Annotated in this window: 19 protein-coding genes; 11 read left to right on the plus strand and 8 right to left on the minus strand. The window is 71.0% G+C overall.

What is annotated here, in order from left to right:
• Positions 1-148 precede the first annotated feature (148 nt).
• Positions 149-3,187, minus strand: coding sequence for an FAD-binding and (Fe-S)-binding domain-containing protein (locus ACZ7M2_RS19985; protein WP_471596370.1), 3,039 nt, complete (start codon positions 3,185-3,187; stop codon positions 149-151).
• 284 nt (positions 3,188-3,471) lie between these two features.
• Between ACZ7M2_RS19985 and ACZ7M2_RS19990 the strand changes: the two genes are divergently transcribed.
• The 7 genes from ACZ7M2_RS19990 (at position 3,472) to serC (ending at position 10,343) form a co-directional block, all read left to right on the plus strand.
• The gene (locus ACZ7M2_RS19990) at positions 3,472-5,292 is read left to right on the plus strand and encodes a sensor histidine kinase (RefSeq protein WP_471596371.1); all 1,821 of its coding nucleotides are present in this window, start codon (positions 3,472-3,474) and stop codon (positions 5,290-5,292) included.
• Entirely contained in the window at positions 5,289-5,696 is a 408-nt protein-coding gene (locus ACZ7M2_RS19995; RefSeq protein WP_054235659.1) for a roadblock/LC7 domain-containing protein, read from the plus strand. Before ACZ7M2_RS19990 ends, ACZ7M2_RS19995 begins: the two co-directional genes overlap by 4 nt.
• On the plus strand, positions 5,693-6,040 hold the full coding sequence (locus ACZ7M2_RS20000; protein WP_067371922.1) for a DUF742 domain-containing protein: 348 nt from the start codon (positions 5,693-5,695) through the stop codon (positions 6,038-6,040). Before ACZ7M2_RS19995 ends, ACZ7M2_RS20000 begins: the two co-directional genes overlap by 4 nt.
• Positions 6,021-6,665 (plus strand): GTP-binding protein, encoded by a 645-nt coding sequence (locus ACZ7M2_RS20005; protein ID WP_403689366.1) that lies wholly within the window; start codon positions 6,021-6,023, stop codon positions 6,663-6,665. The genes ACZ7M2_RS20000 and ACZ7M2_RS20005 overlap by 20 nt, the downstream gene beginning before the upstream one ends.
• Positions 6,662-7,885, plus strand: coding sequence for a cytochrome P450 (locus tag ACZ7M2_RS20010; protein ID WP_471596372.1), 1,224 nt, complete (start codon positions 6,662-6,664; stop codon positions 7,883-7,885). The genes ACZ7M2_RS20005 and ACZ7M2_RS20010 overlap by 4 nt, the downstream gene beginning before the upstream one ends.
• Entirely contained in the window at positions 7,882-9,102 is a 1,221-nt protein-coding gene (locus ACZ7M2_RS20015) for a cytochrome P450 family protein (RefSeq protein ID WP_471596373.1), read from the plus strand. Before ACZ7M2_RS20010 ends, ACZ7M2_RS20015 begins: the two co-directional genes overlap by 4 nt.
• Positions 9,103-9,224: 122 nt before the next feature.
• Complete coding sequence (serC, locus tag ACZ7M2_RS20020; RefSeq protein WP_471596374.1) at positions 9,225-10,343, plus strand: phosphoserine transaminase; 1,119 nt, start codon at positions 9,225-9,227, stop codon at positions 10,341-10,343.
• A gap of 104 nt (positions 10,344-10,447) precedes the next feature.
• Here the strand turns inward: serC and ACZ7M2_RS20025 are convergent, their stop codons facing one another.
• Together ACZ7M2_RS20025 and ACZ7M2_RS20030 are read right to left on the minus strand one after the other, a co-directional pair.
• Entirely contained in the window at positions 10,448-11,959 is a 1,512-nt protein-coding gene (locus ACZ7M2_RS20025; RefSeq protein WP_471596375.1) for a cellulase family glycosylhydrolase, read from the minus strand.
• A 155-nt stretch (positions 11,960-12,114) separates the two neighbouring features.
• Positions 12,115-13,098 (minus strand): YncE family protein, encoded by a 984-nt coding sequence (locus ACZ7M2_RS20030; protein WP_471596376.1) that lies wholly within the window; start codon positions 13,096-13,098, stop codon positions 12,115-12,117.
• A gap of 137 nt (positions 13,099-13,235) precedes the next feature.
• Between ACZ7M2_RS20030 and ACZ7M2_RS20035 the strand changes: the two genes are divergently transcribed.
• Complete coding sequence (locus tag ACZ7M2_RS20035) at positions 13,236-13,910, plus strand: SGNH/GDSL hydrolase family protein (protein WP_471596377.1); 675 nt, start codon at positions 13,236-13,238, stop codon at positions 13,908-13,910.
• On the opposite strand, the gene ACZ7M2_RS20040 is transcribed toward ACZ7M2_RS20035, so the two are convergent.
• Entirely contained in the window at positions 13,898-14,830 is a 933-nt protein-coding gene (locus tag ACZ7M2_RS20040; RefSeq protein WP_471596378.1) for a MerR family transcriptional regulator, read from the minus strand. The genes ACZ7M2_RS20035 and ACZ7M2_RS20040 overlap by 13 nt on opposite strands.
• 150 nt (positions 14,831-14,980) lie before the next feature.
• Between ACZ7M2_RS20040 and ACZ7M2_RS20045 the strand changes: the two genes are divergently transcribed.
• A complete protein-coding gene (locus ACZ7M2_RS20045) occupies positions 14,981-15,568 on the plus strand; it encodes a Uma2 family endonuclease (RefSeq protein ID WP_471596379.1) in 588 nt (195 codons plus the stop codon).
• Between the two features lie 59 nt (positions 15,569-15,627).
• A complete protein-coding gene (locus ACZ7M2_RS20050) occupies positions 15,628-16,620 on the plus strand; it encodes an aldo/keto reductase (protein WP_471596380.1) in 993 nt (330 codons plus the stop codon).
• A 256-nt stretch (positions 16,621-16,876) separates the two neighbouring features.
• Here the strand turns inward: ACZ7M2_RS20050 and thpR are convergent, their stop codons facing one another.
• The 3 genes from thpR to ACZ7M2_RS20065 form a co-directional block, all read right to left on the minus strand.
• Entirely contained in the window at positions 16,877-17,449 is a 573-nt protein-coding gene (gene thpR, locus ACZ7M2_RS20055) for an RNA 2',3'-cyclic phosphodiesterase (RefSeq protein WP_471596381.1), read from the minus strand.
• Positions 17,450-17,552: 103 nt separating this feature from the next.
• On the minus strand, positions 17,553-18,836 hold the full coding sequence (locus tag ACZ7M2_RS20060; protein WP_352044108.1) for an MFS transporter: 1,284 nt from the start codon (positions 18,834-18,836) through the stop codon (positions 17,553-17,555).
• Positions 18,837-19,180: 344 nt separating this feature from the next.
• Positions 19,181-19,618: a MarR family winged helix-turn-helix transcriptional regulator gene (locus ACZ7M2_RS20065; RefSeq protein WP_352044107.1), complete on the minus strand. Its 438-nt coding sequence runs from the start codon at positions 19,616-19,618 to the stop codon at positions 19,181-19,183.
• Positions 19,619-19,761: 143 nt separating this feature from the next.
• Here ACZ7M2_RS20065 and ACZ7M2_RS20070 point away from each other — a divergent pair, with 143 nt between their 5' ends.
• Entirely contained in the window at positions 19,762-19,947 is a 186-nt protein-coding gene (locus ACZ7M2_RS20070) for a ribbon-helix-helix protein, CopG family (RefSeq protein WP_403689393.1), read from the plus strand.
• Between the two features lie 39 nt (positions 19,948-19,986).
• Here ACZ7M2_RS20070 and ACZ7M2_RS20075 read toward each other — a convergent pair whose 3' ends face one another.
• Positions 19,987-21,438, minus strand: a complete 1,452-nt coding sequence (locus ACZ7M2_RS20075; RefSeq protein WP_471596382.1) for an NCS2 family permease — start codon at positions 21,436-21,438, stop codon at positions 19,987-19,989.
• Between the last annotated feature and the right edge of the window lie 247 nt (positions 21,439-21,685).

A 21,685-nucleotide genomic window follows, 5' to 3' on the forward strand; every position in this document is an offset into this window, starting at 1 on the left:
TCACCTCGGTATTCCCTGCCGCCCGACATGAAGGAACCTACACGCCCCGCGTCCCAAGGCACAGCAAAATGCAGCACATGACGACTGTGAATCCCCTTATGAAACCTGAGAGTTCCCTAAAAACCCTGGGTATTGGATATCCACGCCGTCAGTCCGACCCTCGGTCGACCTCCGGGTCCACCCCTTGATCCACCCCTTGATCCAGCCCGTGGTCCAGCGCCTCGGCCAGCGCCTCCGCCAGATGCCGCCCCTTGCGCCCCGCGAGCTGTTCCAGCTGTGTGCGGCAGGAGAAACCGTCCGCGAGAAGCAGGGTGTCGGGCGATGCGGCCCGCACGGCCGGGAGCAGCTGTTCCTCCGCGCAGCTCTTCGACACCTCGTCATGGCCCTTCTCGAAGCCGAAGTTGCCCGCGAGTCCGCAGCAGCCGCCCGCGAGGGAGCCGGTGAGGCCTGCCGCCTCGCGCAGCCGGCGGTCGGCGCCGTCGCCGAGGACGGCGTGCTGGTGGCAGTGGGTCTGGCCGGTCACCGGACGGTCGAGGGACGGGGGTGCCCAGTCCGGGGCGAGACGCTCCAGGGCCTCGGCGAACGTCAGCACCGCCGAGGCGAGGCGCGCCGCGCGCGGGTCGTCGTGCAGGAGCTCAGGGAGGTCCGTGCGCAGAGCGGCGGCGCAGCTCGGTTCGAGGACGACGACGGCGGGTGGCCGCGGGTGGACGTCCGGGTCCAGGAACACGCCCATCAGGTCGAGCGTGCGGCGCATCACCGCGCGGGCGCGGTCGAGTTGGCCCGTGGAGACGTAGGTCAGCCCGCAGCAGACATGGCCCCGCGCGCCCACCGACCAGGGGTGGTGCGAGAGGGCCACGCCCTCCCCGGCCCGCGGCGTCCGCTTGCGCATCACCACCGTCGGCGGGAGCATCACGTCCACCCCGGCCGCCTCCAACACCCGTACGGCCGCCTGCCCCACGGAGGGCGACAGGTACTCGGTGAAGGTGTCCGGCCAGAGGATCGCCACCTCTCTCGGGGGCCCGTCGAGCTTCACCTCGGGGCCGTACGCCCCCTCTCGCATCATCCGCCGCACCCGCTCCTTGAACCGCCGCGCCCACCACCGGCTGAACGTCTCCGGTGCCAGGCGCGGGATCTCCCGCTCGGGTGCGATCCCGCCGAGCCGTTTGGCGAGCGCCGCGAAGGGGCCTACGGAGGCGAGGGAGTTGAGCAGCGGCGCCGTTCCCGTGCGGTCGACCATGCGCAGCCATACCGGCAGCCGGCCCATCGTGTAGTGCGCGGCGGGGCGCCTCCTGCCTTCGTAGTGGTGGTGCAGGAACTCCGCTTTGTACGTGGCCATGTCGACGCCCACCGGACAGTCGGACCGGCAGCCCTTGCAGGACAGGCACAGGTCGAGCGCGTCCCGGACCTCGGTCGAGCGCCAGCCGTCGGTGACCACCTCGCCCGCGAGCATCTCGTGCAGCAGCCGGGCCCGCCCCCGCGTGGAGTGCTCCTCCTCGCCCGTCGCCCGGAACGACGGGCACATGACGCCCGCGTCGGCGGCCGTCGTACGGCACTTGGCGACCCCCACGCATCTGCGCACGGCCGCCGAGAAATCCCCGCCGTCCGCCGGATATCCGAACGCCACGTCCACCGGCTCGCGCGGCAGCACCGCGAACCGCAGGTTCTCGTCCAGCCGGTGCGGGCGCACCAGCATCCCGGGGTTGAGCAGGTCGTCCGGGTCCCAGAGGTCCTTGGCACGCTCGAAGAGGCCGACCAGCTCCGTGCCGTACATCCTGGGCAGCAGTTCGGCCCGTGCCTGCCCGTCCCCGTGCTCGCCCGAGAGGGAGCCTCCGTGGGAGACCACCAGTTCGGCCAGTTCCTCGGAGAAGCGGCGGAAGCGGCCGATGCCCGCACCGGTCAGCAGGTCGAAGTCGATGCGGACGTGGATGCAGCCGTCGCCGAAGTGCCCGTACGGGGTGCCGCGCAGGCCGTGGGCGCTCAGCAGGTGCCGGAAGTCGCGCAGGTACGCGCCGAGCCGGGCCGGCGGCACCGCGCAGTCCTCCCAGCCCGGCCATGCCTCGCTCCCGTCCGGCATCCGGGTCGCCGTGCCGCTCGCGTCCTCGCGCAGCCGCCACAGGGCGCGCTGTCCGGCCGGGTCGGTGACCACGAGGGCGTCGAGGACGTCGGCGGCCCGGACGATCGCGTCCGCACGCGCGCGTGCCTCCGCCGGGTCCGCGCCCCCCGTCTCCACGAACAGCCAGGCGCCGCCGCGCGGCAGCCCCGCGTCCGGCGGTACGAGGTCCGCGGCCATCCCCTCCACGGTGAGCGGCGCGAGCGACAGCAGCCCGGCCGCCGCCTCGGCCGCCGCGCTCTCGTCCGCGTACGCCAGCACGGCCAGCGCCCGCGCGCGCGGTGCCTCGACCAGGCGTACGACCGCCTCCGTGAGCACCCCGAGCGTGCCCTCGGAGCCGCAGAAGGAGCGGGCGACGTCGGCACCCCTCTCGGGGAGCAGCGCGTCGAGCGCGTAGCCGGAGATGCGGCGGGGCAGCTCCGGGAAGCCCGTGCGCAGGCGGGCCAGCTCGCCCTCGACCAAGGTCCGGAGGCCGTCCGGGGCGCCCTGCCAGCTCTGTCCCAGCCGGACGACGGAGCCGTTCCCCTTGACCACCGACAGTTCGCGCACGCTGTCCGCCGTCGTGCCCCAGGCCACCGAGTGCGAGCCGCACGAGTTGTTCCCGATCATGCCGCCGAGGGTGCAGCGGCTGTGCGTGGAGGGGTCGGGTCCCAGGCGCAGGCCGTGCGGGGCCGCGGCCTCCTGGAGGCGGTCGAGGACGACACCGGGCTGCACGACGGCCGTGCGCGCCTCGGGGTCGAGCGCGATGATCCGATTCATGTGGCGGGTGAGGTCGAGGACGACCCCGGTGCCGGTCGCCTGTCCCGCGATCGACGTGCCACCGCCGCGTGGCACGACGGGCACCCCGTGGGCCCGGCACACGGACAGGGCGGCCGCCACGTCGTCCGCGTCGCGCGGGCGGACCACGCCGAGCGGGACCCGGCGGTAGTTGGACGCGTCCATGGTGGTCAGCGCCCGCGCGGTCACGTCGAAGGCGACGTCGCCGCGCATCTCCGCCGCGAGGGCGGCCCGCAGCCCGTCCACGTCGGGCGGGTCCGCCGCGCCGCTCGTGCCGTCCTTCGCGCCAAGATCCGTCATGTCTCCAGGATGACCCCGCGCACCGACAACGGTCCGTAACCGTGACGCATCGATCACCGGCCGGCCTCCGGCCGATCACGGACCGATCGCCAGCGCGATCACAGACCGATCACCGACCGATCCCAGACCGATCACCTGCGGATTACGAGCTCGGATCCGGAACCTTCCCAATACGATCACGAACTCTCATATAGTGACGGCAAATTGAGCAATCGGTGTCGGCTCTCGCCCAGGAACCTCCCCCCAGGAACCTCGCCCCCAGGACACGACCGAGGACACGATTCATGACCGCGCCCATCCCCTCCGGCGAACGACCCACCCTCCGCGCGAGCGCCCCCGCGCCCCTGCTCACCGCCGTCGCGGCGGCAGTCGCGATCGTCGTCGCCGTCTCCCTGGCACCCGACTCGGCACGCGTCCCGCTCGCCTGGGGCACGGGCGCCGCCGCCGTGCTGCTGTGCGTCGCCGTCGCGGTGGCCGCGCGCGCCCTGCAGACCGCGAAGCTCGCGCGCCGCCGCCTCGACGCCGTGGCCCAGGACGCCGGACGGCTCCTGCAGGAACGGGCCCGCATGGCGGAGGAGTTCAACCAGGAACGGTCCCGGCTCGCGGAGGAGTCCGCCCGCGACCGCGCGCGCCTGGCCGACGCCGACGCCCGCGAACGCGCCCTGCTCACGCAGGGGTTCGAGGAGGAACGGCAGCGCCTCACCACCGAGATCGCCGAGGAGCGGCGGCGGTTCGCCGAACTCGCCGAGGAGAACACCCGGCTGACCGAGCGCACGCGGCGGGCCAACAGCGACCGGGCCGCCGCGATCTCGGCCACCGCCAACGCGGCCGGGCGGATGCAGGCACTGTCCACCGGCATGCTCGCCGACCTGCGCGCCATGGAGGAGAAGCACTCCGACGAGGAGGTCCTCGCCGACCTCCTCCACCTCGACCACCGCACCGCGCAGGCGGGCCGCCTCGCCGACTCCGTCGCTGTCCTCGCGGGCGCCCGCTCCGGCCGCCGCTGGGCGCGCCCCATCGTCATGGAGTCGATCCTGCGCGGCGCCATGGGCCGCATCGGCGGCTACCAGCGGGTGCGTGTCCACTCCGCGAGCGACGCCGCCGTCGCCGGGCACGCCGCCGAGGGCGTGATGCACGCGCTCGCCGAACTCCTCGACAACGCCGCGAACTTCTCCCCGCCGACCGCCGAGGTCCACGTCTACGTCGAGGAGGTCCCGGCCGGTGTCATCGTCTCCGTCGAGGACAGCGGCCTCGTCATGGGCGACGTCCAGCTGCGCCGCGCCGAACGCGCCGTCTCCGCGGACGCCGAGAACGCCGCCGACCTCGGCGGCCTCACCGGCACCCGGCTCGGCCTCGCGGTGGTCGGCCGGCTCGCGCGCAAGCACGGCCTGAAGGTGTCCTTCCGGCCCTCCGCACGCGGCGGCACGGGCGTCCTGGTGCTCATCCCCCAGGACATCCTGAGCCTGCCCTCCGCAGCGGCCCCGGCCGCCCCTGCGTCGACGCAACCCCAGGTCAAGCCCGCCGCCGCGACCCCGCCCGCCGAGGACCGCCCGCTCGCCGAGCCGCGTCCCCAGGCGTCGTACGCCGCCGCCCGCGCCCCCGAGGACCTCGACCCGGACCCGGTCCCCACCCACGAGTCGCCCCGGCACGCCACCGACACCCCGCCGAACGGCACCCCCACGACCGGCACTCCCGCGACCGGCGGCCTCCCCAAGCGCCGCCGCGGCCGGACCCTCGCGCACGCCGAGCGCAGCCGCGCCCACCTCGCGAACCAGGCCGGCCCCGAGCCCCGTACGACCGACTCCAAGGCCACCGCCGCCCGCTTCAGCAGCTTCCGCCAGGCCGTCCGGGGCACCGCGCCGGACCAGGCGGCGGTCCAGGGAACGGTGCCCGAGGACGACGCCGTACGCGCCACCGCGTACACCGCCGAAGACGCCGTACGGGACGCGTTCACGCAGGACGAACCCGTACGGGTCGAATCCGCGCAGGACGAATCCGGGAACGCCGTACGCGGCGAAGAAGCCGTACGGGAGCCCGCCCCCGCGCATCCCTCGCACGCCCCCTCGCACACCTCCTCGCATCCGGAAGGCGACACCACTTCATGACCGGCACCACCACCGCCGACGAGAAGCTCTCCTGGCTCATCGAGGGCCTCCTCGAGCGCACCCCGGGCGCCCGGCACGCGCTCGTGCTCTCCCGGGACGGCCTGAAGCTGTGCCGCACGCCGGAGCTCACCGTCGACCGCGCCGACCAGCTCGCCGCGATCGCCGCCGGCATCCAGTCGCTGTCCCACGGGGCGTCCGTGGAGTTCGGCGACGGTACCGGGGGCGTGCGCTCGGCGATGACCGAGTTCTACGGCGGGGTCCTGTTCATCGTGGAGGCGGGCGACGGCGCCCATCTCGCCGTGGTCACCGCCGAGGACGCGGACGCCGGTCTGGTCGGGCACAACATGAGCGAGCTCGTGGAACAACTCGGCGAACACCTGAGCGCGCAGCCCCGGACGTCATGAGCCGTCCGGGCAGGGACGACGCGCCCGACCGGCTCTACACCCTCACCGGAGGGCGCAGCCGGTCCGCGCCCGACACCCCGTTCGACCTGGTGACACTCGTGGTCGCCGAGTGCGATCCGGCGGTGGGCATGCAGTCGGAGCACGCGGCGATCCTGCGGTTGTGCGAGCGGCCGACGGCGGTCGTGGAGATCGCCGCCGTGCTGAAGCTGCCGGTGTCCATCACCCGCATCCTGCTCTCCGACCTGCTCGCCGCGGGCCGCGTCAGCGCCCGCCACCCCCAGAAGGCCGCTCTTCCCGATCCCGACATCCTGGAGCAGGTGCTCGTTGGACTCCGTAACCTCTGACGCCCGAACGTCCCAGGGGGCCGACACCCGTACGCCCCTGGGGGCACAGGCCGACAACGGTCTGAAGATCGTCATCGTGGGCGGCTTCGGCGTCGGCAAGACCACCCTGGTCCGCTCCGTGAGCGAGATACGTCCCCTCAACACCGAGGAGACGATGACGCAGGCCGGCGCGGCGGTCGACGACATCAGCGAGGTGCGCGGCAAGTCCGCGACCACGGTCGCCTTCGACTTCGGGCGCATCACGCTGGACGCCCGCAATGTGCTGTACCTGTTCGGCGCGCCGGGCCAGGAGCGTTTCTGGTTCCTGTGGGACCGGCTGTTCTCCGGCACGCTCGGGGCCGTCGTCCTCGTCGACACCCGCCGTATCGACGACTCCTGGTACGCGATCGACCGGCTGGAGCACCACGGGACGCCGTTCATCGTGGCCTGCAACGACTTCGGCGGCTCCGCGCACACCCCCGCCCAGATCCGCGAGGCGCTCGACCTCGATCCGCAGGTCCCGCTGCTCGACTGCGACGCGCGTTCGCGGGAGTCCAGCAAACGGGTGCTGATCACGCTGGTGGAGCACCTCAAGACCTTGTACGCCGCCGAAAGCGCCCTCACATCACCGGAGTTGGCCCTGTGACCCCCGCCCCCGTGCCCCTCAGCGGGCCCCGGTTCCAGACCGAACCCGCCGAGCTGTACCGGGAGATGCGGCGCGACCACGGTGCCGTGACGCCCGTCGTCCTGGACGGCGACATCCCGGCGTGGCTGGTGCTCGGCTACCGCGAACTGCACCAGGTCACCGGCGACCCCGTGCTGTTCAGCCGCGACTCCGAGCTGTGGAACCAGTGGGACCGCATCCCCGACGACTGGCCGCTGCTGCCGATGATCGGCCGCAGACAGCCCTCGATCCTCTACACCGTCGGCGAACGCCACCGCGAGCGCGCCGCGATGATCAGCGACGCCCTCGAAGCCGTCGACCCCTTCGAACTGCGCGCCCAGGCCGAGAGGTTCGCCGACGAACTCATCGACGCGGCGTGCGCCAAGGGCGAGACGGACCTCATCGGGGACTACGCCGCCCTGCTGCCCGTCCGTGTCCTCGCCATGCTCTACGGCTTCGCCGAGGAACAGGGCCCCGGCCTCGTCACCGCCCTCAACGACATGGTCAACGGCCGTGAGGACGCGCTGGCCGGGCAGCAGCACCTGGCCGGCTCCATGGCCCGGTTGATCGCCGACCGGAAGGCCGCGCCCGCGAACGACGTCGTGTCCCGCATGCTCGCGAACACGGCCGGCTTCACGGACGAGGAGATCATCCAGGACCTGATGGTCATGATGGCCGCAGGCCACCAGCCGACCGCGGACTGGATCGGCAACTCGCTGCGCCTGATGCTGACCGACGAACGCTTCGCCGCCTCGCTCTTCGGCGGCCGCAACAGCGTCGCCGAGGCCATGAACGAGGTCCTCTGGGAGGACACCCCCACCCAGAACGTGGCCGGCCGCTGGGCCTCCCGCGACGCCCAGCTCGGCGGTCACCGCGTCCGCGCGGGCGATCTCCTCCTCCTCGGCCTCCAGGGCGCCAACTCCGACCCCCAGGTCCGCACCGACGGCTCCGCCCTCACCGGCGGCAACAACGCGCACTTCTCCTTCGGCCACGGGGAGCACCGCTGCCCGTTCCCGGCGCAGGAGGTCGCGGAGGTCATCGCGCGGACGGGGATCGAGGTCGTACTGGACCGCCTGCCGGACATCGACCTGGCGGTCCCGGCCGACTCCCTGACCCGGCGCCCCTCACCGTGGCTGCGGGGCCTGACCGAACTGCCTGTGCGCTTCACCCCGACCCCGGCCCTGGGAGGCACCCCCGCATGACCAGTCGTATCGCCCTGGACCCGTTCGTGTCCGACCTGGACGGCGAGAGCGCCCGGCTCAGGGAGGCGGGCCCGCTCGCCGCCGTCGAACTGCCCGGCGGCGTCCCGGTCTGGGCCGTCACCCACCACGCCGAAGCACGCGCCCTGCTCACCGACCCCCGGCTGGTCAAGGACATCAACGTCTGGGGTGCCTGGCAGCGCGGCGAGATAGCCCCCGACTGGCCGCTGATCGGGCTCGCCAACCCCGGCCGCTCCATGCTCACGGTGGACGGCGCGGACCACCGCCGGATGCGCACGCTGGTCGCGCAGGCGCTCACCCCGCGCCGGGTGGAGCAGATGCGGGAGCGCATCACCAAAATGACGGAGGGTCTGCTGGACGCCCTCGTGCCGGGCCCGGGCGGGATCGTCGACCTGAAGGCCGACTTCGCCTACCCCCTCCCCATGTACGTCGTCGCCGACCTCATGGGCATCGAGGAGTCCCGGCTCCCCCGCCTCAAGGAACTCTTCGAGAAGTTCTTCTCGACGCAGACCCCGCCCGCGGAGGTCATCGCCACGCTGACGGAGCTGGCCGGGATCATGGCGGCGACGGTCGCCGCGAAACGCGCCGAGCCCGGCGACGACCTGACCTCCGCCCTGATCCTGGCCTCCGAGGACGGCGACCACCTCACCGACGAGGAGATCGTCTCCACCCTCCAACTGATGGTCGCGGCGGGCCACGAGACGACGATCTCCCTGATCGTCAACGCGGTGGTCAACCTCTCCGCCCACCCCGAGCAGCGCGCCCTCGTCCTCTCCGGCGAGGCGGACTGGTCGGCGGTCGTCGAGGAGACCCTCCGCTACTCGACCCCGACCTCGCACGTCCTGATCCGCTTCGCGACGGAGGACGTACCCGTCGGGGACAAGGTGATCCCCGCGGGCGACGCCCTGATCGTCTCGTACGGTGCGATCGGCCGCGACGAGAACGCCCACGGTCCGAGCGCGGGCGACTTCGACATCACCCGCACCACCCAGAACCGTCACATCTCCTTCGGCCACGGCCCCCACGTCTGCCCCGGCGCCGCTCTCTCCCGCCTGGAGGCGGGCGTCGCCCTCCCGGCCCTGTACGCCCGTTTCCCGTCCCTGGACCTGGCGATCCCCTCCTCAGAACTCCGCAACAAGCCGGTAGTGACCCAGAACGACCTCCACGAACTCCCCGTGCGCCTGGCCCCGACCCCCTGACCCGCTCCCTCGCTCCCGCCGTCCCTGAAGGGGTGGCGGGGGCGAGGAAAAGTGGTCCGCGCCCCGTCTCACCGGCCGGACGACGTTTCCACCACGTTTCGCATAACGGATACGCTCCCACCGTGGCTGATATCCAGATCCCCGCTGACATCAAGCCCGCCGACGGACGTTTCGGCGCGGGCCCCTCCAAGGTGCGGACGGAGGCGCTGGACGCGCTGGCCGCGACCGGTACCTCCCTGCTCGGCACCTCCCACCGCCAGGCCCCGGTGAAGAACCTGGTCGGCAAGGTCCGCGAGGGTGTGCGCGACCTGTTCTCGCTCCCCGACGGCTACGAGGTCGTCCTCGGCAACGGCGGCTCCACCGCCTTCTGGGACGTCGCGACCCACGGCCTGATCGACAACAAGTCCCAGCACCTCACCTTCGGCGAGTTCAGCTCCAAGTTCGCGAAGGCCGCCAAGCTCGCCCCGTGGCTCGCCGAGCCCACCGTCATCTCCTCCGACCCGGGCACGCACCCCGAGCCGGCGGCCGAGGCGGGCGTGGACGTCTACGCCTACACCCACAACGAGACCTCCACCGGCGTCGCCGCCCCCCTCAAGCGCGTCAATGGCGCCGACGAGGGTTCACTCGTTCTGGTGGACGCCACCTCCGGCGCCGGCGGCCTCCCGGTCGACATCACCGAGACGGACGTCTACTACTTCGCCCCGCAGAAGTCCTTCGCCTCCGACGGCGGCCTGTGGATCGGCGTCTTCTCCCCCGCCGCCATCGAGCGCGCCGAACGCATCCACGCGAGCGGGCGTCACGTGCCGGAGTTCTTCTCGCTCCCCACCGCGATCGACAACTCCCGCAAGAACCAGACGTACAACACCCCGGCCCTCGCCACCCTGTTCCTGCTCAACGAGCAGCTGGAGTGGATCAACGGCCAGGGCGGTCTGGAGTGGTCCACGGGCCGTACGAAGGACTCCTCGACCCGTCTCTACACCTGGGCCGAGGAGAGCAAGTACGCGACCCCGTTCGTCGCCGACCCCGCCAAGCGCTCGCAGGTCATCGGCACGATCGACTTCGCCGACGAGATCGACGCCGCCGCCGTCGCCAAGGTCCTGCGTGCCAACGGCATCGTCGACACCGAGCCCTACCGCAAGCTCGGCCGCAACCAGCTCCGTGTCGCGATGTTCCCGGCGATCGCCCCGGCGGACGTCGAGGCGCTGACGAAGTGCGTCGACTACGTGATCGAAAAGCTGTAGTCCTCACCCGTACGCACCTTCTCGTACGGTCTTTTCGTACGCGGACAGGGGCGCCCGGCGCGGGCAATCGCGCCGGGCGCCCCTTTCTCATGCCGTACGCATCCTCACGTCGCGGTGCACGTCACCGTCGGCACGGCCCCACCCCCCGGCGCTCCCCCGAACCCGAAGCTCACCGAACCGCCCACCGCGACGGCCCCGTTGTGATCGGCGTTCGACGCGGTGACGCTCGTCCCGCTCTGCGTGTAGCTCGCGTTCCACATGGTGGTGACCTGCTGCGCCCCGCCCCAGGTCCAGCTCACCTTCCAGGACTTGAGAGCGACCGTCCCCGTGTTGGTCACCTTCACGTCGGCGTTGAAGCCACTTCCCCAGTCACTGCTGACGGTGTAGACGGCGGCACAGGCAGCCGTACTGCCGCCGCCACTCCCGCCGCCCCCGCCACTGCCCGGAAACCCGGGCGCCTTCACGCTCGCCAGATACCCGTCCTTCACCGTGTCCACGGTCACCCAGTCGTCCTTCAGGATCCCGCCCGTGTCACCGGAGTTGGGGTTCCACGCCCAGAAGGTCCAGGAGATGCTGTCGGCGCCGTAGGCGGCCGTCGGCCGCAGGTAGGAGACGAGCGCGGCCAGCCACTTCTGGTCCACGGTCGACTGGAGGGTGGTCCCGAACTCGCCCACCCACACGGGGGCGATGTTCTGCTTGAACAGATAACCCCAGTACTTGTCCCACACGCCCGGCATGTTGTCGGGGAAGGACGGGTCACTGAACCAGCTCTGCTGGGCGACGCTCGTCGCGTAGTCGTGCGCGGAGTACACGACCCGGCCGGCGACGCTCAGCTGCACCGGATACTGGCCGGCGCCCATCAGATTGCCGCCCCACCACCCGGAGACACCCGCGTACGTCTGCACGCCCTCCACGAAGATCAGCAGGTCCGGGTTGACGGACAGCACGGCGTTCCCGGCCCGCTGCGCCGCCAGCCGCCAGTCCGTCGCCGTGTCCCCGCAGCCCCAACAGGCAGGATCGTGGGGCTCGTTGTGCAGGTCGATGCCGATGACGGTGTCCTGGCCCGCGTACCGCGCCGCCAGGGCCTTCAGATCGGCGATCCACGTCGACTCGGGAACCGCCGAGGTGTACCAGAGCGCCGACTGCCCGCCCGCGTCCGGCCGGTGCCGGTCGAGGATGACCTTCAGGCCGTCCTGGCCGGCGTAGGCCACGATCTTGTCCATGACCTGGAGCGAGTTCAGCCCTTGCAGGTCGGCGTTCTTGCCGCTGGAGAAGTCGATGCTGTTGGGGACGGCGCCGCCACCCTTGAACAGGTCGTCGCTGTACGGGAGCCGGACGGTGTTGTACCCCAGCGACTTCATCTGGTCGATCATGCTCTTGTAGTCGCGCGACCAGAGGCCGTGCACGACGTGGTTCCCGGTCTCGAAGCCGAACCAGTTGACTCCGGCGATCCGTACGGGCTGGCCTGCCGCGTCAAGGATCTGACGGCCGCTGGTGTGCCAGTACCCGGCGCCCGGCGCCGCCGCGGTGGCGGCGTGCGCCCCCTGTACGGCCGCGAGCGGCAGCAGAAGCCCGGCGGCCACGGCACACAGCGCTCTTCGCAAACTGCGGAACATGTGCGGGTTCCTCTCGGGGAGGCGCGGCCCCGGAACGGATGGGAGCGCTCCCATACGCCGCGTACTCCCCATGGAACGGATGGTTCATGAGCACGTCAAGGATCTGAGCCGAATCCAGTGGCATCGAGCCGAATCCAGCGGTATCCATGGGGCGACTACGACTTGCGCAGCAACCTCTTCAGCCCGAACCCCGCCGCCACAACCGCGGCGAGGGCGAGCGCCCCCTTGGCACCGGAGCTCAGGCCGCCGCCCCCACCGGCCGACGCCGATCCTCCGTCCCCCGAAGGCGACTTGGAACCGGACCCGCCCCCGGGAACCGAGCCGGGCTGGACCGGACTGTCCTTGCCCTCGCTGCCGTACATGAGCGCGGACCCGTCGGGGGTGTACGTGACCGACTCCCCCTGCCGCTGGAGCGGCACGTTCAACCGTCCCTGGCGCTTGAGCTTCCCGTCGTTCCAGGCGTACGCGATCCCGCCGAAGTACCCGCGCACGACGAGCTGTTCGCCGTCGGGCGAGAAGGCGCCGTCGGTGACCCAGAGGTCGATGGTGGCGACGGGCCGGAAGATGTTGGTGCCCGATGTGGAAAGCCGGGCCGGACCCTCGTACAGGTGGCCGCCGTCCTCGTTCTTGTCGGCGATGTAGACCCGTCCGGTCTTCGGATGGACCATCAGCGCCTCGGCGTTGCGGGGCCCGTCCGCGTACTTCACGACGTACTGCGTGGCCCGGATCGTCTGGTCCTTGAGCACCTTCGGCTCGGGCAGCTTGTAGATCCACACGTAGGACCACTTGCCGCCGAGGTTGTCGCCGATGTCGCCGACGTAGAGGTCGCCGTCGGGCCCGAGGGAGATGGCCTCGACGTCACGCGGCGCGCCCACTCCCTTCATGGTGATGGTGGCGACGGTCTTGCCGGTCCTGCTGTCGACGGCGTAGAGGTAGGGACCGTCGTCGCTGTCGTTGTGGGTCCAGTAGATGCCGGGGTGGAGATGCGAGGCGGCGAGCCCGCTCGACTCGGTGATCCGGGGATCCTTGATCGTGAACCCCCCGTCCCCGTCGGCGGCGAGGGCCGGTGCCGGCAGCGCGAGGGCGAGAATGGCTGCCGCGGAGGCGGCTCCGGCGAGGAACGAGGGCGATCGGCGCATGGCCCAAGCCTGCCATCCCGGAGCCGCCGGGACCCGGTGAGCCCGCGGGGAGCCGCCGCCCCCGGCGTGTCCATCCTCACACCTCGCACCCCACACGGCCCTTACTGATCGCCCGCCCGATCATCCATGATGAGCGGATGCTCAGGTTCATGCCCGTCGGCGACTCCATGACGATCGGAAGCGCGGGCGAACACACATGGCGTTACCGGATGTGGCAGCACCTGCGCGCGACGTACGGGGGCCCGTTCCGTATCGTCGGCCCGCGCGAGACGCTGTACGACAAGGCGACGGAGTCCCCCGACTCGCACGAGTACGCGGACCCGGACTTCCCGCGCGCCCACCTCGCGGGCTGGGGCGAGGGCTGGCAGCACATGGTGCCCCTGATCGGTGAGGCGGTCCGCACCCAGCGCGCGGACGTGCTCCTGGTCTCCCTCGGTCTGATCGACCTGGGCTTCTACACGAACGCCGTACAGACGGCCGCGAACGTCCGCGCCTTCGTCGCCGAGGCCCGTGCGGCGAACCCGCGCATCCACCTGGTCCTCCTCCCGGTGATACCGAACGTCCGCGCGGAGTCCGACGCGCCCTTCGCCGCCGAGGTCGCCGCCTTCAACGAACTCCTGGCGAAGGCGGTGGCCGACCTGGACGAACCCCGCTCCCCCGTCCTCCTCGCCTCCCCGCCCCCCGGCTACGACATCCACCACGACACGTACGACGGCACGCATCCCAACGCGGCCGGCGAGCACAAGATCGCGGAGGCCTTCGCGGAGGCGATGTACCAGGCCTGGGACCTGGGCGAGCCCTACTCGGCCTGACCGCCGACGCCGGCCGGTGGCTTTCCCTGCGTCCGGATCGCCTCGATGGCCCAGTCCAGCACGGGCGCCTGACTCTCCGGGGCCGGCCAGCCGTTGATGACGGCGAGCAGCTCGGTGTACCGCTCCCTGCGCGGGTCGTTGACGGCTTCGAGCCGGGTCAGGACGTGTACGTCGTGAGCGAGGAGCGCCTCGACGACCGGCGCGGCGGCACCGTCTCCCGGCTCGATCCCCGCCGCGAGGACCGGGCCGACCAGCTCACGCACGGCCGGGACCAGTCCGGGGCGGGGCGCGCCGCCCCGGGCACCCTCCTGCTCCGCCTCCAGATGTGCGACCAACCGCCTCACGACGGCCCGGAACTCCCCGTCCTGGGACAGCTCGGCCAACTCCACCCAGGCCGTGATCTGTTCGGGCTCGGGGTTGTCGGGCAGTTCGGGGGTGAACGAGCGCCGTATCCCGACGAACGCGCCTGAACGGGCCGACCCGGCGAATACGGAGTCGAGGAAGTCGTCGATCAGACGTCGGCGTTCGTCCTCTGAGAGCCCTGCCAACCGGTGCATGAGATCCATCTCCTCGGGGCTGGAGTCGTGCCGGGCCACCGCCGTCAGCACCGCGTGCCGCAGCCGCAGGGTGCGGATCTGCACGGCGAGCGCGTCCGCGTGCGCCGCCGCGACCTCGGAGAGCGAGAGCTCGCGTGCCACGACCTTCCGGATGTCCGGAAGTCCCACTCCCAGCTCACGCAGGGTCCGCACGAGATCCAGACGCGCGAGGGCGTCGGCGCCGTAGAGGCGGTAGCCGGCCGGGCTGCGACCGGTCGGCGGCACAATGCCCCGATCGGAGTAGAACCGAATCGCCTTGACCGTCAGCCCGGTCCGCCGCGCCAGCTCACCGATCGAGCAGAGCGGACCAAGGGGGTCGTTCATGCCGCCGTCCATGCCCCCACCCTGCCGCCTCCCCCTACGGGAGACTCAAGCGACCGCCGGGAACTGATCCCCACGTAACCAGGTCACCGTGCGTATCGTTGTACCGCGCGGCTGCACTCGACCGAGTGGCAGCCGGGGAGGAGCGCCACGATGACCGTCCTTGAAGACAGGATCGCGATGGCCGAGAGCGACAACACGAGCACACTCGACGAGATGTTCGAGCGACTCGAGACGATGCACGTCCCCGAGGGATACAAGGTCGAGATCGTCGAGGGGACCATCTACATGTCGCCGCAGCGGGACACCCACTGGGAGATCATCGCGGACATCTACGAGCAGCTGCGGACCAAGTACCCCCGCAAGCGCGTGAAGTCCGACGTGCGCATCGACTACCCGGGGAACCTCAACGGATTCGCGACCGACGTGACGGCGATGGCCGAAGACGCCGCCAAGACGGAGGACCGCCGCTGGCGCTACGAGGACGTCGAGTTCGTCGCCGAGGTGATCTCCAAGGGCACCGCCGCCAACGACTACGGCCCCAAGAAGACCGCGTACGCCACCGCCGAGGTCCCCGTCTACCTCATCGCCGACCCCTACCAGGGCAGGTGCCATCTCTTCACCCAGCCCAAGGACGGCGAGTACGTCAGTGAGCTGTCCGTCGCCTTCGGAGCGGACATCGACCTCACCACCACTCCCGTCGGCCTCACTCTCAGGACCGAGGACTTCCCTCGCGACTGACCCGCAATGCGGGGATCCCACTTGCCTAGAGCGCACTCCACCCCGTTGGCTGGGGAGTCATGAAGTACACGCAGCTCGGACGCACGGGACTCAAGGTCAGCCGACTCGTCCTCGGCACCATGAACTTCGGTCCGCAGACCGACGAAGCCGACAGCCACGCCATCATGGACGCGGCGCTGGACGCAGGAATCAACTACTTCGACACCGCGAACGTGTACGGCTGGGGCGAGAACAAGGGCCGTACGGAAGAGATCATCGGGAACTGGTTCGCGAAGGGCGGTGAGCGGCGCGACAAGGTCGTGCTCGCCACCAAGGTGTACGGGAACATGGCCGCCGACGGCGACGCCTGGCCCAACCACGACAAGCTGTCGGCCCTCAACATCCGACGGGCCGTGGACGCCTCCCTCAAGCGGCTGCAGACCGACTACATCGACGTCTACCAGTTCCACCACATCGACCGCCGCACTCCCTTCGAGGAGATCTGGCAGGCCGTCGACGTACTGGTGCAGCAGGGCAAGATCCTCTACGTCGGGTCCAGCAACTTCCCCGGGTACAAGATCGCCCAGGGCAACGAGATCGCCGCCCGGCGCCACGGCACCATCGGTCTCGTCAGCGAGCAGTGCCTCTACAACCTCGCCGAGCGGCGCGCCGAGATGGAGGTCATCCCGGCCGCGCAGGAGTACGGCCTCGGGGTCATCCCCTGGTCGCCGTTGCAGGGCGGACTGCTCGGCGGCGTCATCAAGAAGGAGGTCGAGGGCGGGCGCAGGGCAGGCGGGCGGGCCGCCGACTCCCTCGCGAACACCGCCATCCGCGCGCAGGTCCAGTCGTACGAGGATCTGCTCGACAAGCACGGGATCGAGCCCGGCGAGGCCGCCCTGGCCTGGCTGCTGACCCGTCCTGGCGTCACCGGCCCCATCGTCGGCCCCCGTACCGCCGCACAGCTCGACTCGGCCCTGCGCGCGGTCGAGCTGGAGCTGTCGGACGAGCTGCTGACCGGCCTGGACGAGATCTTCCCGGGTCCGGGCCCGTCCCCGGAGGCCTTCGCCTGGTAACGCTCCCCAGGGGGCGCCCGCCCGGGCGCCCCTCAAGGAGCGTGAGGAACCGCGCGACCGGCCTCGGCCTGCCCGCGAGCGGGCGGACAAGCGGCGCGGTGTTCCGGCCGACCAGGCACAGTGGCCCGGACGGCCCTACTTGACCGCCGCCGCCAGCGCCACCACGACGAACATCAGCACGAGCACACCGGCCATGATTTGGTTTCGGGTCTTCGGGTTCACGCCATCGAGGTTAACCGGCCGCCCCCGACGACCTTCAGCCGCCTGCCCCGTCCAGCGGCCAGCACGCCACCGTCTCGTAGCGCGGCTGCTCCCCCGACACTCCTGACGTCGGCAGATTGCTGCGTACGAGACACAGCTCCCGGACCGTCCAGTCCCGCCCGGCGAAGGCGTCCAGGACGGCGGCGTACGGGGCGAAGTCCGCGGTGTCGCGGCTGCGGGCCAGCGTCAGGTGCGGGCGGTAGCGACGGTGCTCGCCGGTCCCGACGCCCGCCTTCCGCGCCGCCGCCTCCGCCCGGTCGGCCAGCAGCCGCATCGTGGGGACGTCTCCCGACACCCCGGTCCACAGCGCCCGGCCCCCGAAGTGGCCACCGCCGTGGAGGGCGAGGGGGAAGGAGGGGGTGCGGTGGGCCGCACGGGCCAGGCGGTCCGACAGGGGCTGGACGAGCTCTTCCGCCACCTCGCCGTAGAAGGCGAGGGTGAAGTGCCAGCCGGGGCGGCCCGTCCAGCGCAGTCCGTCCGCGCCCGGCAGACGGTGCAACTGGTCCACCAGCGTGCCGAGTTCACGCACCGCGGCCTGAGGTGGCAGCACGGCCGCAAAGAGTCTCATGCACAGCACCCTTCCAGGGAATGGATCAGCGGGCCACCCTCGCGCCGTGCCGACGGCCGACCGCCGTACGGCGGTCGGCCGGGCAACCGTACGGCGGCCGTCTTCACACCGCCGTGGCCAGCCGCTCCTTCTGCTCCGCCGGTTCCCTGGGTACGAAGCCGACCTGCGGGTGGCCGTGGTGCCAGCCCACCGACAGGCGCAGGCCGCCGACACGGGCCAGGACCAGGCCGACGGTGGTCGCGGCGACGGCCGAGACCAGGCCGCCGAGGGCAAAGCCGACCCGGGCGCCGTAGGCGTCGGTGACCCAGCCGACCAGGGGCGCCCCCAGGGGCGTACCGCCCATGAAGACCATCATGAACAGCGCCATCACCCGGCCGCGCATGGCCGGGTCGGTGCCCATCTGGACCGCGGTGTTCGCCGTGACGTTGACGGTGAGACCGAAGATCCCGATGGGGACCATGAGGAGGGCGAAGAGCCAGAAGGACGGGGCCAGGGCCGCCACCACTTCCAGGATGCCGAAGGCCATGGCCGCCGCGATCAGGATGCGCAGTCTCGCCGTGCCGCGGCGGGCGGCGAGCAGCGCGCCGGCCACCGAGCCGACCGCCATCAGCGTGTTGAAGAGGCTGTACCCGCCGGCGCCCGCGTGGAAGATGTCGTCCGCGTACGCCGAGAGCCAGACCGGGAAGTTGAAGCCGAACGTGCCGATGAAGCCGACGAGGACGATCGGCCAGATCAGCTCGGGGCGGCCGGCGACATAGCGCAGGCCCTCGCGGAGCTGGCCCTTGCCGCGCGGCGCCCGCTCGACCGGGTGCAGGTCGCGGGCGCGCATCAGGAGCAGGCCGACGATGGGGGCCACGAAGGACAGGCCGTTGAAGAGGAACGCCCAGCCCGTGCCCACGCCGGTGATCAGGACGCCCGCGACGGCGGGACCGACCAGGCGGGCGGACTGGAAGTTGGCGGAGTTGAGGCTGACCGCGTTCTGCAGCTGACCCGGGCCGACCATCTCGGAGACGAAGGACTGGCGGGCGGGGTTGTCGACGACCGTGGCGAGGCCGACGGCAAAGGCCGCCAGGTAGACGTGCCAGACCTGGACGTGGCCGGAGAGGGTCAGGAAGGCGAGCGCGAGGCCGGTGACGCCCATGGCGGTCTGGGTGGCCAGCAGGGTGGGGCGCTTGGGGAGGCGGTCGACGAGGACGCCGCCGTACAGCCCGAAGAGCAGCATCGGCAGGAACTGCAGCGCGGTGGTGATGCCGACCGCGGCGGAGGAGCCGGTGAGGCTCAGGACCAGCCAGTCCTGTGCGATGCGCTGCATCCAGGTGCCGGTGTTGGAGACGACCTGGCCGAGGAAGAACAGCCGGTAGTTCCTGATCCTCAGCGAGCTGAACATCGAGGAGCGGGGGGAACGGGGGGAACTCTCGGGGGCGGGCGGGGAGTCGGGGGTGGCTGGTCCGGGGGCGGAAGGTATTCCGGATCCCGTACTCAAAGGGATTCGCCTCCTAGCGTGGGACGTCATTGCACGCGGGCGCGGCCGCGTCTGTCACGGTGAGGTTCGGGCACGGCGGAGCGTGCGGGGCAGTGCGCACGGCCGTCATGGCGTGCCCCTGGCGGTGCACGGGACACCGTGGCCGGCGCACATCCGGCGGTCCGCCGTGCGCGGCTGCGACCGCCGCGCGGCGCCCGCGCCGAAGCCGCGCCGCTCGCGTGCGGGCCCGGGGCGGGTGTGCGCCCCTGTCACAGTTGCGCGAGCTTTTCGAGGACGGGCGCGGCCTCGCGGACCTTCGCCCACTCGTCCTCGTCGAGGGCCTCGACCAGTCCGGCAAGGAACGCGTTGCGCTTGCGGCGGCTCTCCTCGAGCATCGTCTCGGCCTTGTCGGTCTGGGTGACGACCTTCTGGCGCCGGTCCTCGGGGTGCGGCTCCAGTCTGACCAGGCCCTTGGCTTCCAGCAACGCGACGATGCGGGTCATCGACGGTGGCTGCACATGCTCCTTACGGGCGAGTTCGCCGGGTGTGGCGGTGCCACAGCGGGCGAGGGTGCCGAGCACCGACATCTCGGTCGGGCTCAGCGACTCGTCGACCCGCTGGTGCTTGAGTCGACGCGACAGCCGCATTACTGCGGAGCGCAGGGCGTTCACGGCGGCAGCGTCGTCGCCATGGGTGAGGTCAGCCATGTCTTTAGGGTAACTCATTACCCTCTCTAAAGAGCCACAGGATGCCCGTGACACGGGCCACTGAACCTTTACGTCACCCATATGAGTGAGTCGCCTCCAGAAAGTGACCCCTCGTCCCTCCTGGTCCCGCGACCCTCGACTGCATGGGGACCAGCGTGCTCAGCCTGCGGATAGACGGGGAGCTGCTCGACCGGCTCCGACACCATGCCGCCAAACGCGGAATGAGCGTCCAGGACTATGTCGTCCGGACGCTCATTCGCGATGACTTCGACGAGCGGTTCCAGACCGCGGTCGAGGAGACGGAGAAGTTCTACGGCGGGGTCACGTGAGACCCCGCGGGGCCGCTCGCGTGACCCCCCTGGGGCCGCTCACGTCAGGCCAAGGGCCGGCATCAGGTAGTAGAAGGCGAACACCGCCGAGACGACGTACATCGCGACCGGGATCTCCCGGGCGCGGCCGGCGGCCAGGCGCAGCACCACGAAGGTGATGAAGCCCATGCCGATGCCGTTCGTGATCGAGTAGGTGAACGGCATCATCACCATGGTCACGAAGGCGGGCATGGCGATCGTGTAGTCCGCCCAGTCGATCTCCTTGACCGAGCCGGAGAGGATCAGGAAGCCGACCGCGAGCAGGGCGGGGGTCGCGGCCTGGGACGGGACCATCGTGGCGATGGGGGTCAGGAAGAGGGCCACGGCGAAGAGCGCGCCGGTGACGACGTTCGCGAATCCGGTGCGCGCGCCCTCGCCGACGCCCGCCGTGGACTCCACGAAGCAGGTGGTGGCCGAGGAGGAGGTGGCGCCGCCCGCGGCGACCGCGATGCCGTCGACGAAGAGGACCTTGTTGATGCCGGGCATGTTGCCCCGCGCGTCCGTCAGCTTGGCCTCGTCGCCGATGCCCATGATCGTGCCCATCGCGTCGAAGAAGCACGACAGCAGCACGGTGAAGACGAAGAGAATGCCGGTCAGCACGCCGACCTTGCCGAAGCCGCCGAAGAGGCTGACCTTGCCGACGAGACCGAAGTCCGGGGTGGCGACCGGGTTGCCGGGCCACTTCGGGGTGGTCAGGCCCCAGGACGGGACCTTCGCGACGGCGTTGATGACCAACGCGAGGACCGTCATGCTCACGATCGAGATGAGGATGGCGCCGGGCACCTTGCGCACGATCAGCGCGAGCGTGAGCAGCGTGCCGAGGATGAAGATCAGGACGGGCCAGCCGTTGAGGTGACCGTCGGCGCCGAGCTGGAGCGGAACGGTGGTCTGGGCGATGTCCGGGATGCGCGAGACGAAGCCCGAGTCGACCAGACCGATCAGCATGATGAACAGGCCGATACCGATCGAGATGCCCTTGCGCAGGCCCAGCGGCACCGCGTTCATGACGCGCTCGCGCAGACCGGTGGCGACAAGGAGCATCACGATGAAGCCCGCGAGGACGACCATGCCCATGGCGTCCGGCCAGGACATCCGTGGGGCGAGCTGGAGGGCGACGACCGTGTTCACGCCGAGGCCCGCCGCCAGCGCGATCGGCACGTTGCCGATGACGCCCATGAGCAGCGTGGTGAAGGCCGCGGTCAGGGCGGTCGCGGTGACCAGCTGGCCGTTGTCCAGGTGGTGCCCGTACATGTCCTTCGCGCTGCCCAGGATGATCGGGTTCAGCACGATGATGTAGGCCATCGCGAAGAAGGTGGCGAAACCGCCGCGGATCTCGCGGGGCAGGGAGCTGCCGCGCTCGGAGATCTTGAAGTAGCGGTCCAGCGCACCCTGCGCGGGGCCGGACCCCGGCTGGTCCGGGGCGGGGGCCTTGGTGGTGGCCGAGGTGGACATGGGTGACCTCATACGTGCGGGGCCTTGCGGGCCAGGACTGGCGCCGGGCGGCGACAGCGCCGGGCTGGGGGAAACATGATCGAGTCTGGCCGCTGCGCGATCACCAACAGGTTTCTCGGAAGTTTCTGTTGGAGTTTCGTACGAACAGAAAGAGCCAGACTCGGACCGTTTCAGTATGAACATATGAGTCCGAAATCGCTATCTCCGCGCGTAGACCGTTGGTATACAAGGGCCCGCACGGGTCCGG

It is taken from the genome of Streptomyces sp. NPDC111507 (genome assembly GCF_055638955.1).

Excerpts from the sequence above, each read along its gene's own strand:
- ACZ7M2_RS19990 (WP_471596371.1), top strand. The coding sequence starts at position 3,472 with ATGACCGCGCCCATCCCCTCCGGCGAACGACCCACCCTCCGCGCGAGC.
- ACZ7M2_RS20015 (WP_471596373.1), top strand. The coding sequence starts at position 7,882 with ATGACCAGTCGTATCGCCCTGGACCCGTTCGTGTCCGACCTGGACGGC.
- ACZ7M2_RS20045 (WP_471596379.1), top strand. The coding sequence starts at position 14,981 with ATGACCGTCCTTGAAGACAGGATCGCGATGGCCGAGAGCGACAACACG.
- ACZ7M2_RS20040 (WP_471596378.1), bottom strand. The coding sequence starts at position 14,830 with ATGAACGACCCCCTTGGTCCGCTCTGCTCGATCGGTGAGCTGGCGCGG.
- ACZ7M2_RS19995 (WP_054235659.1), top strand. The coding sequence starts at position 5,289 with ATGACCGGCACCACCACCGCCGACGAGAAGCTCTCCTGGCTCATCGAG.
- ACZ7M2_RS20075 (WP_471596382.1), bottom strand. The coding sequence starts at position 21,438 with ATGTCCACCTCGGCCACCACCAAGGCCCCCGCCCCGGACCAGCCGGGG.
- thpR (WP_471596381.1), bottom strand. The coding sequence starts at position 17,449 with ATGAGACTCTTTGCGGCCGTGCTGCCACCTCAGGCCGCGGTGCGTGAA.
- ACZ7M2_RS20000 (WP_067371922.1), top strand. The coding sequence starts at position 5,693 with ATGAGCCGTCCGGGCAGGGACGACGCGCCCGACCGGCTCTACACCCTC.
- ACZ7M2_RS20065 (WP_352044107.1), bottom strand. The coding sequence starts at position 19,618 with ATGGCTGACCTCACCCATGGCGACGACGCTGCCGCCGTGAACGCCCTG.
- ACZ7M2_RS20035 (WP_471596377.1), top strand. The coding sequence starts at position 13,236 with ATGCTCAGGTTCATGCCCGTCGGCGACTCCATGACGATCGGAAGCGCG.
- ACZ7M2_RS20025 (WP_471596375.1), bottom strand. The coding sequence starts at position 11,959 with ATGTTCCGCAGTTTGCGAAGAGCGCTGTGTGCCGTGGCCGCCGGGCTT.
- ACZ7M2_RS20030 (WP_471596376.1), bottom strand. The coding sequence starts at position 13,098 with ATGCGCCGATCGCCCTCGTTCCTCGCCGGAGCCGCCTCCGCGGCAGCC.
- ACZ7M2_RS20060 (WP_352044108.1), bottom strand. The coding sequence starts at position 18,836 with ATGTTCAGCTCGCTGAGGATCAGGAACTACCGGCTGTTCTTCCTCGGC.
- ACZ7M2_RS20050 (WP_471596380.1), top strand. The coding sequence starts at position 15,628 with ATGAAGTACACGCAGCTCGGACGCACGGGACTCAAGGTCAGCCGACTC.
- ACZ7M2_RS20070 (WP_403689393.1), top strand. The coding sequence starts at position 19,762 with ATGGGGACCAGCGTGCTCAGCCTGCGGATAGACGGGGAGCTGCTCGAC.
- ACZ7M2_RS19985 (WP_471596370.1), bottom strand. The coding sequence starts at position 3,187 with ATGACGGATCTTGGCGCGAAGGACGGCACGAGCGGCGCGGCGGACCCG.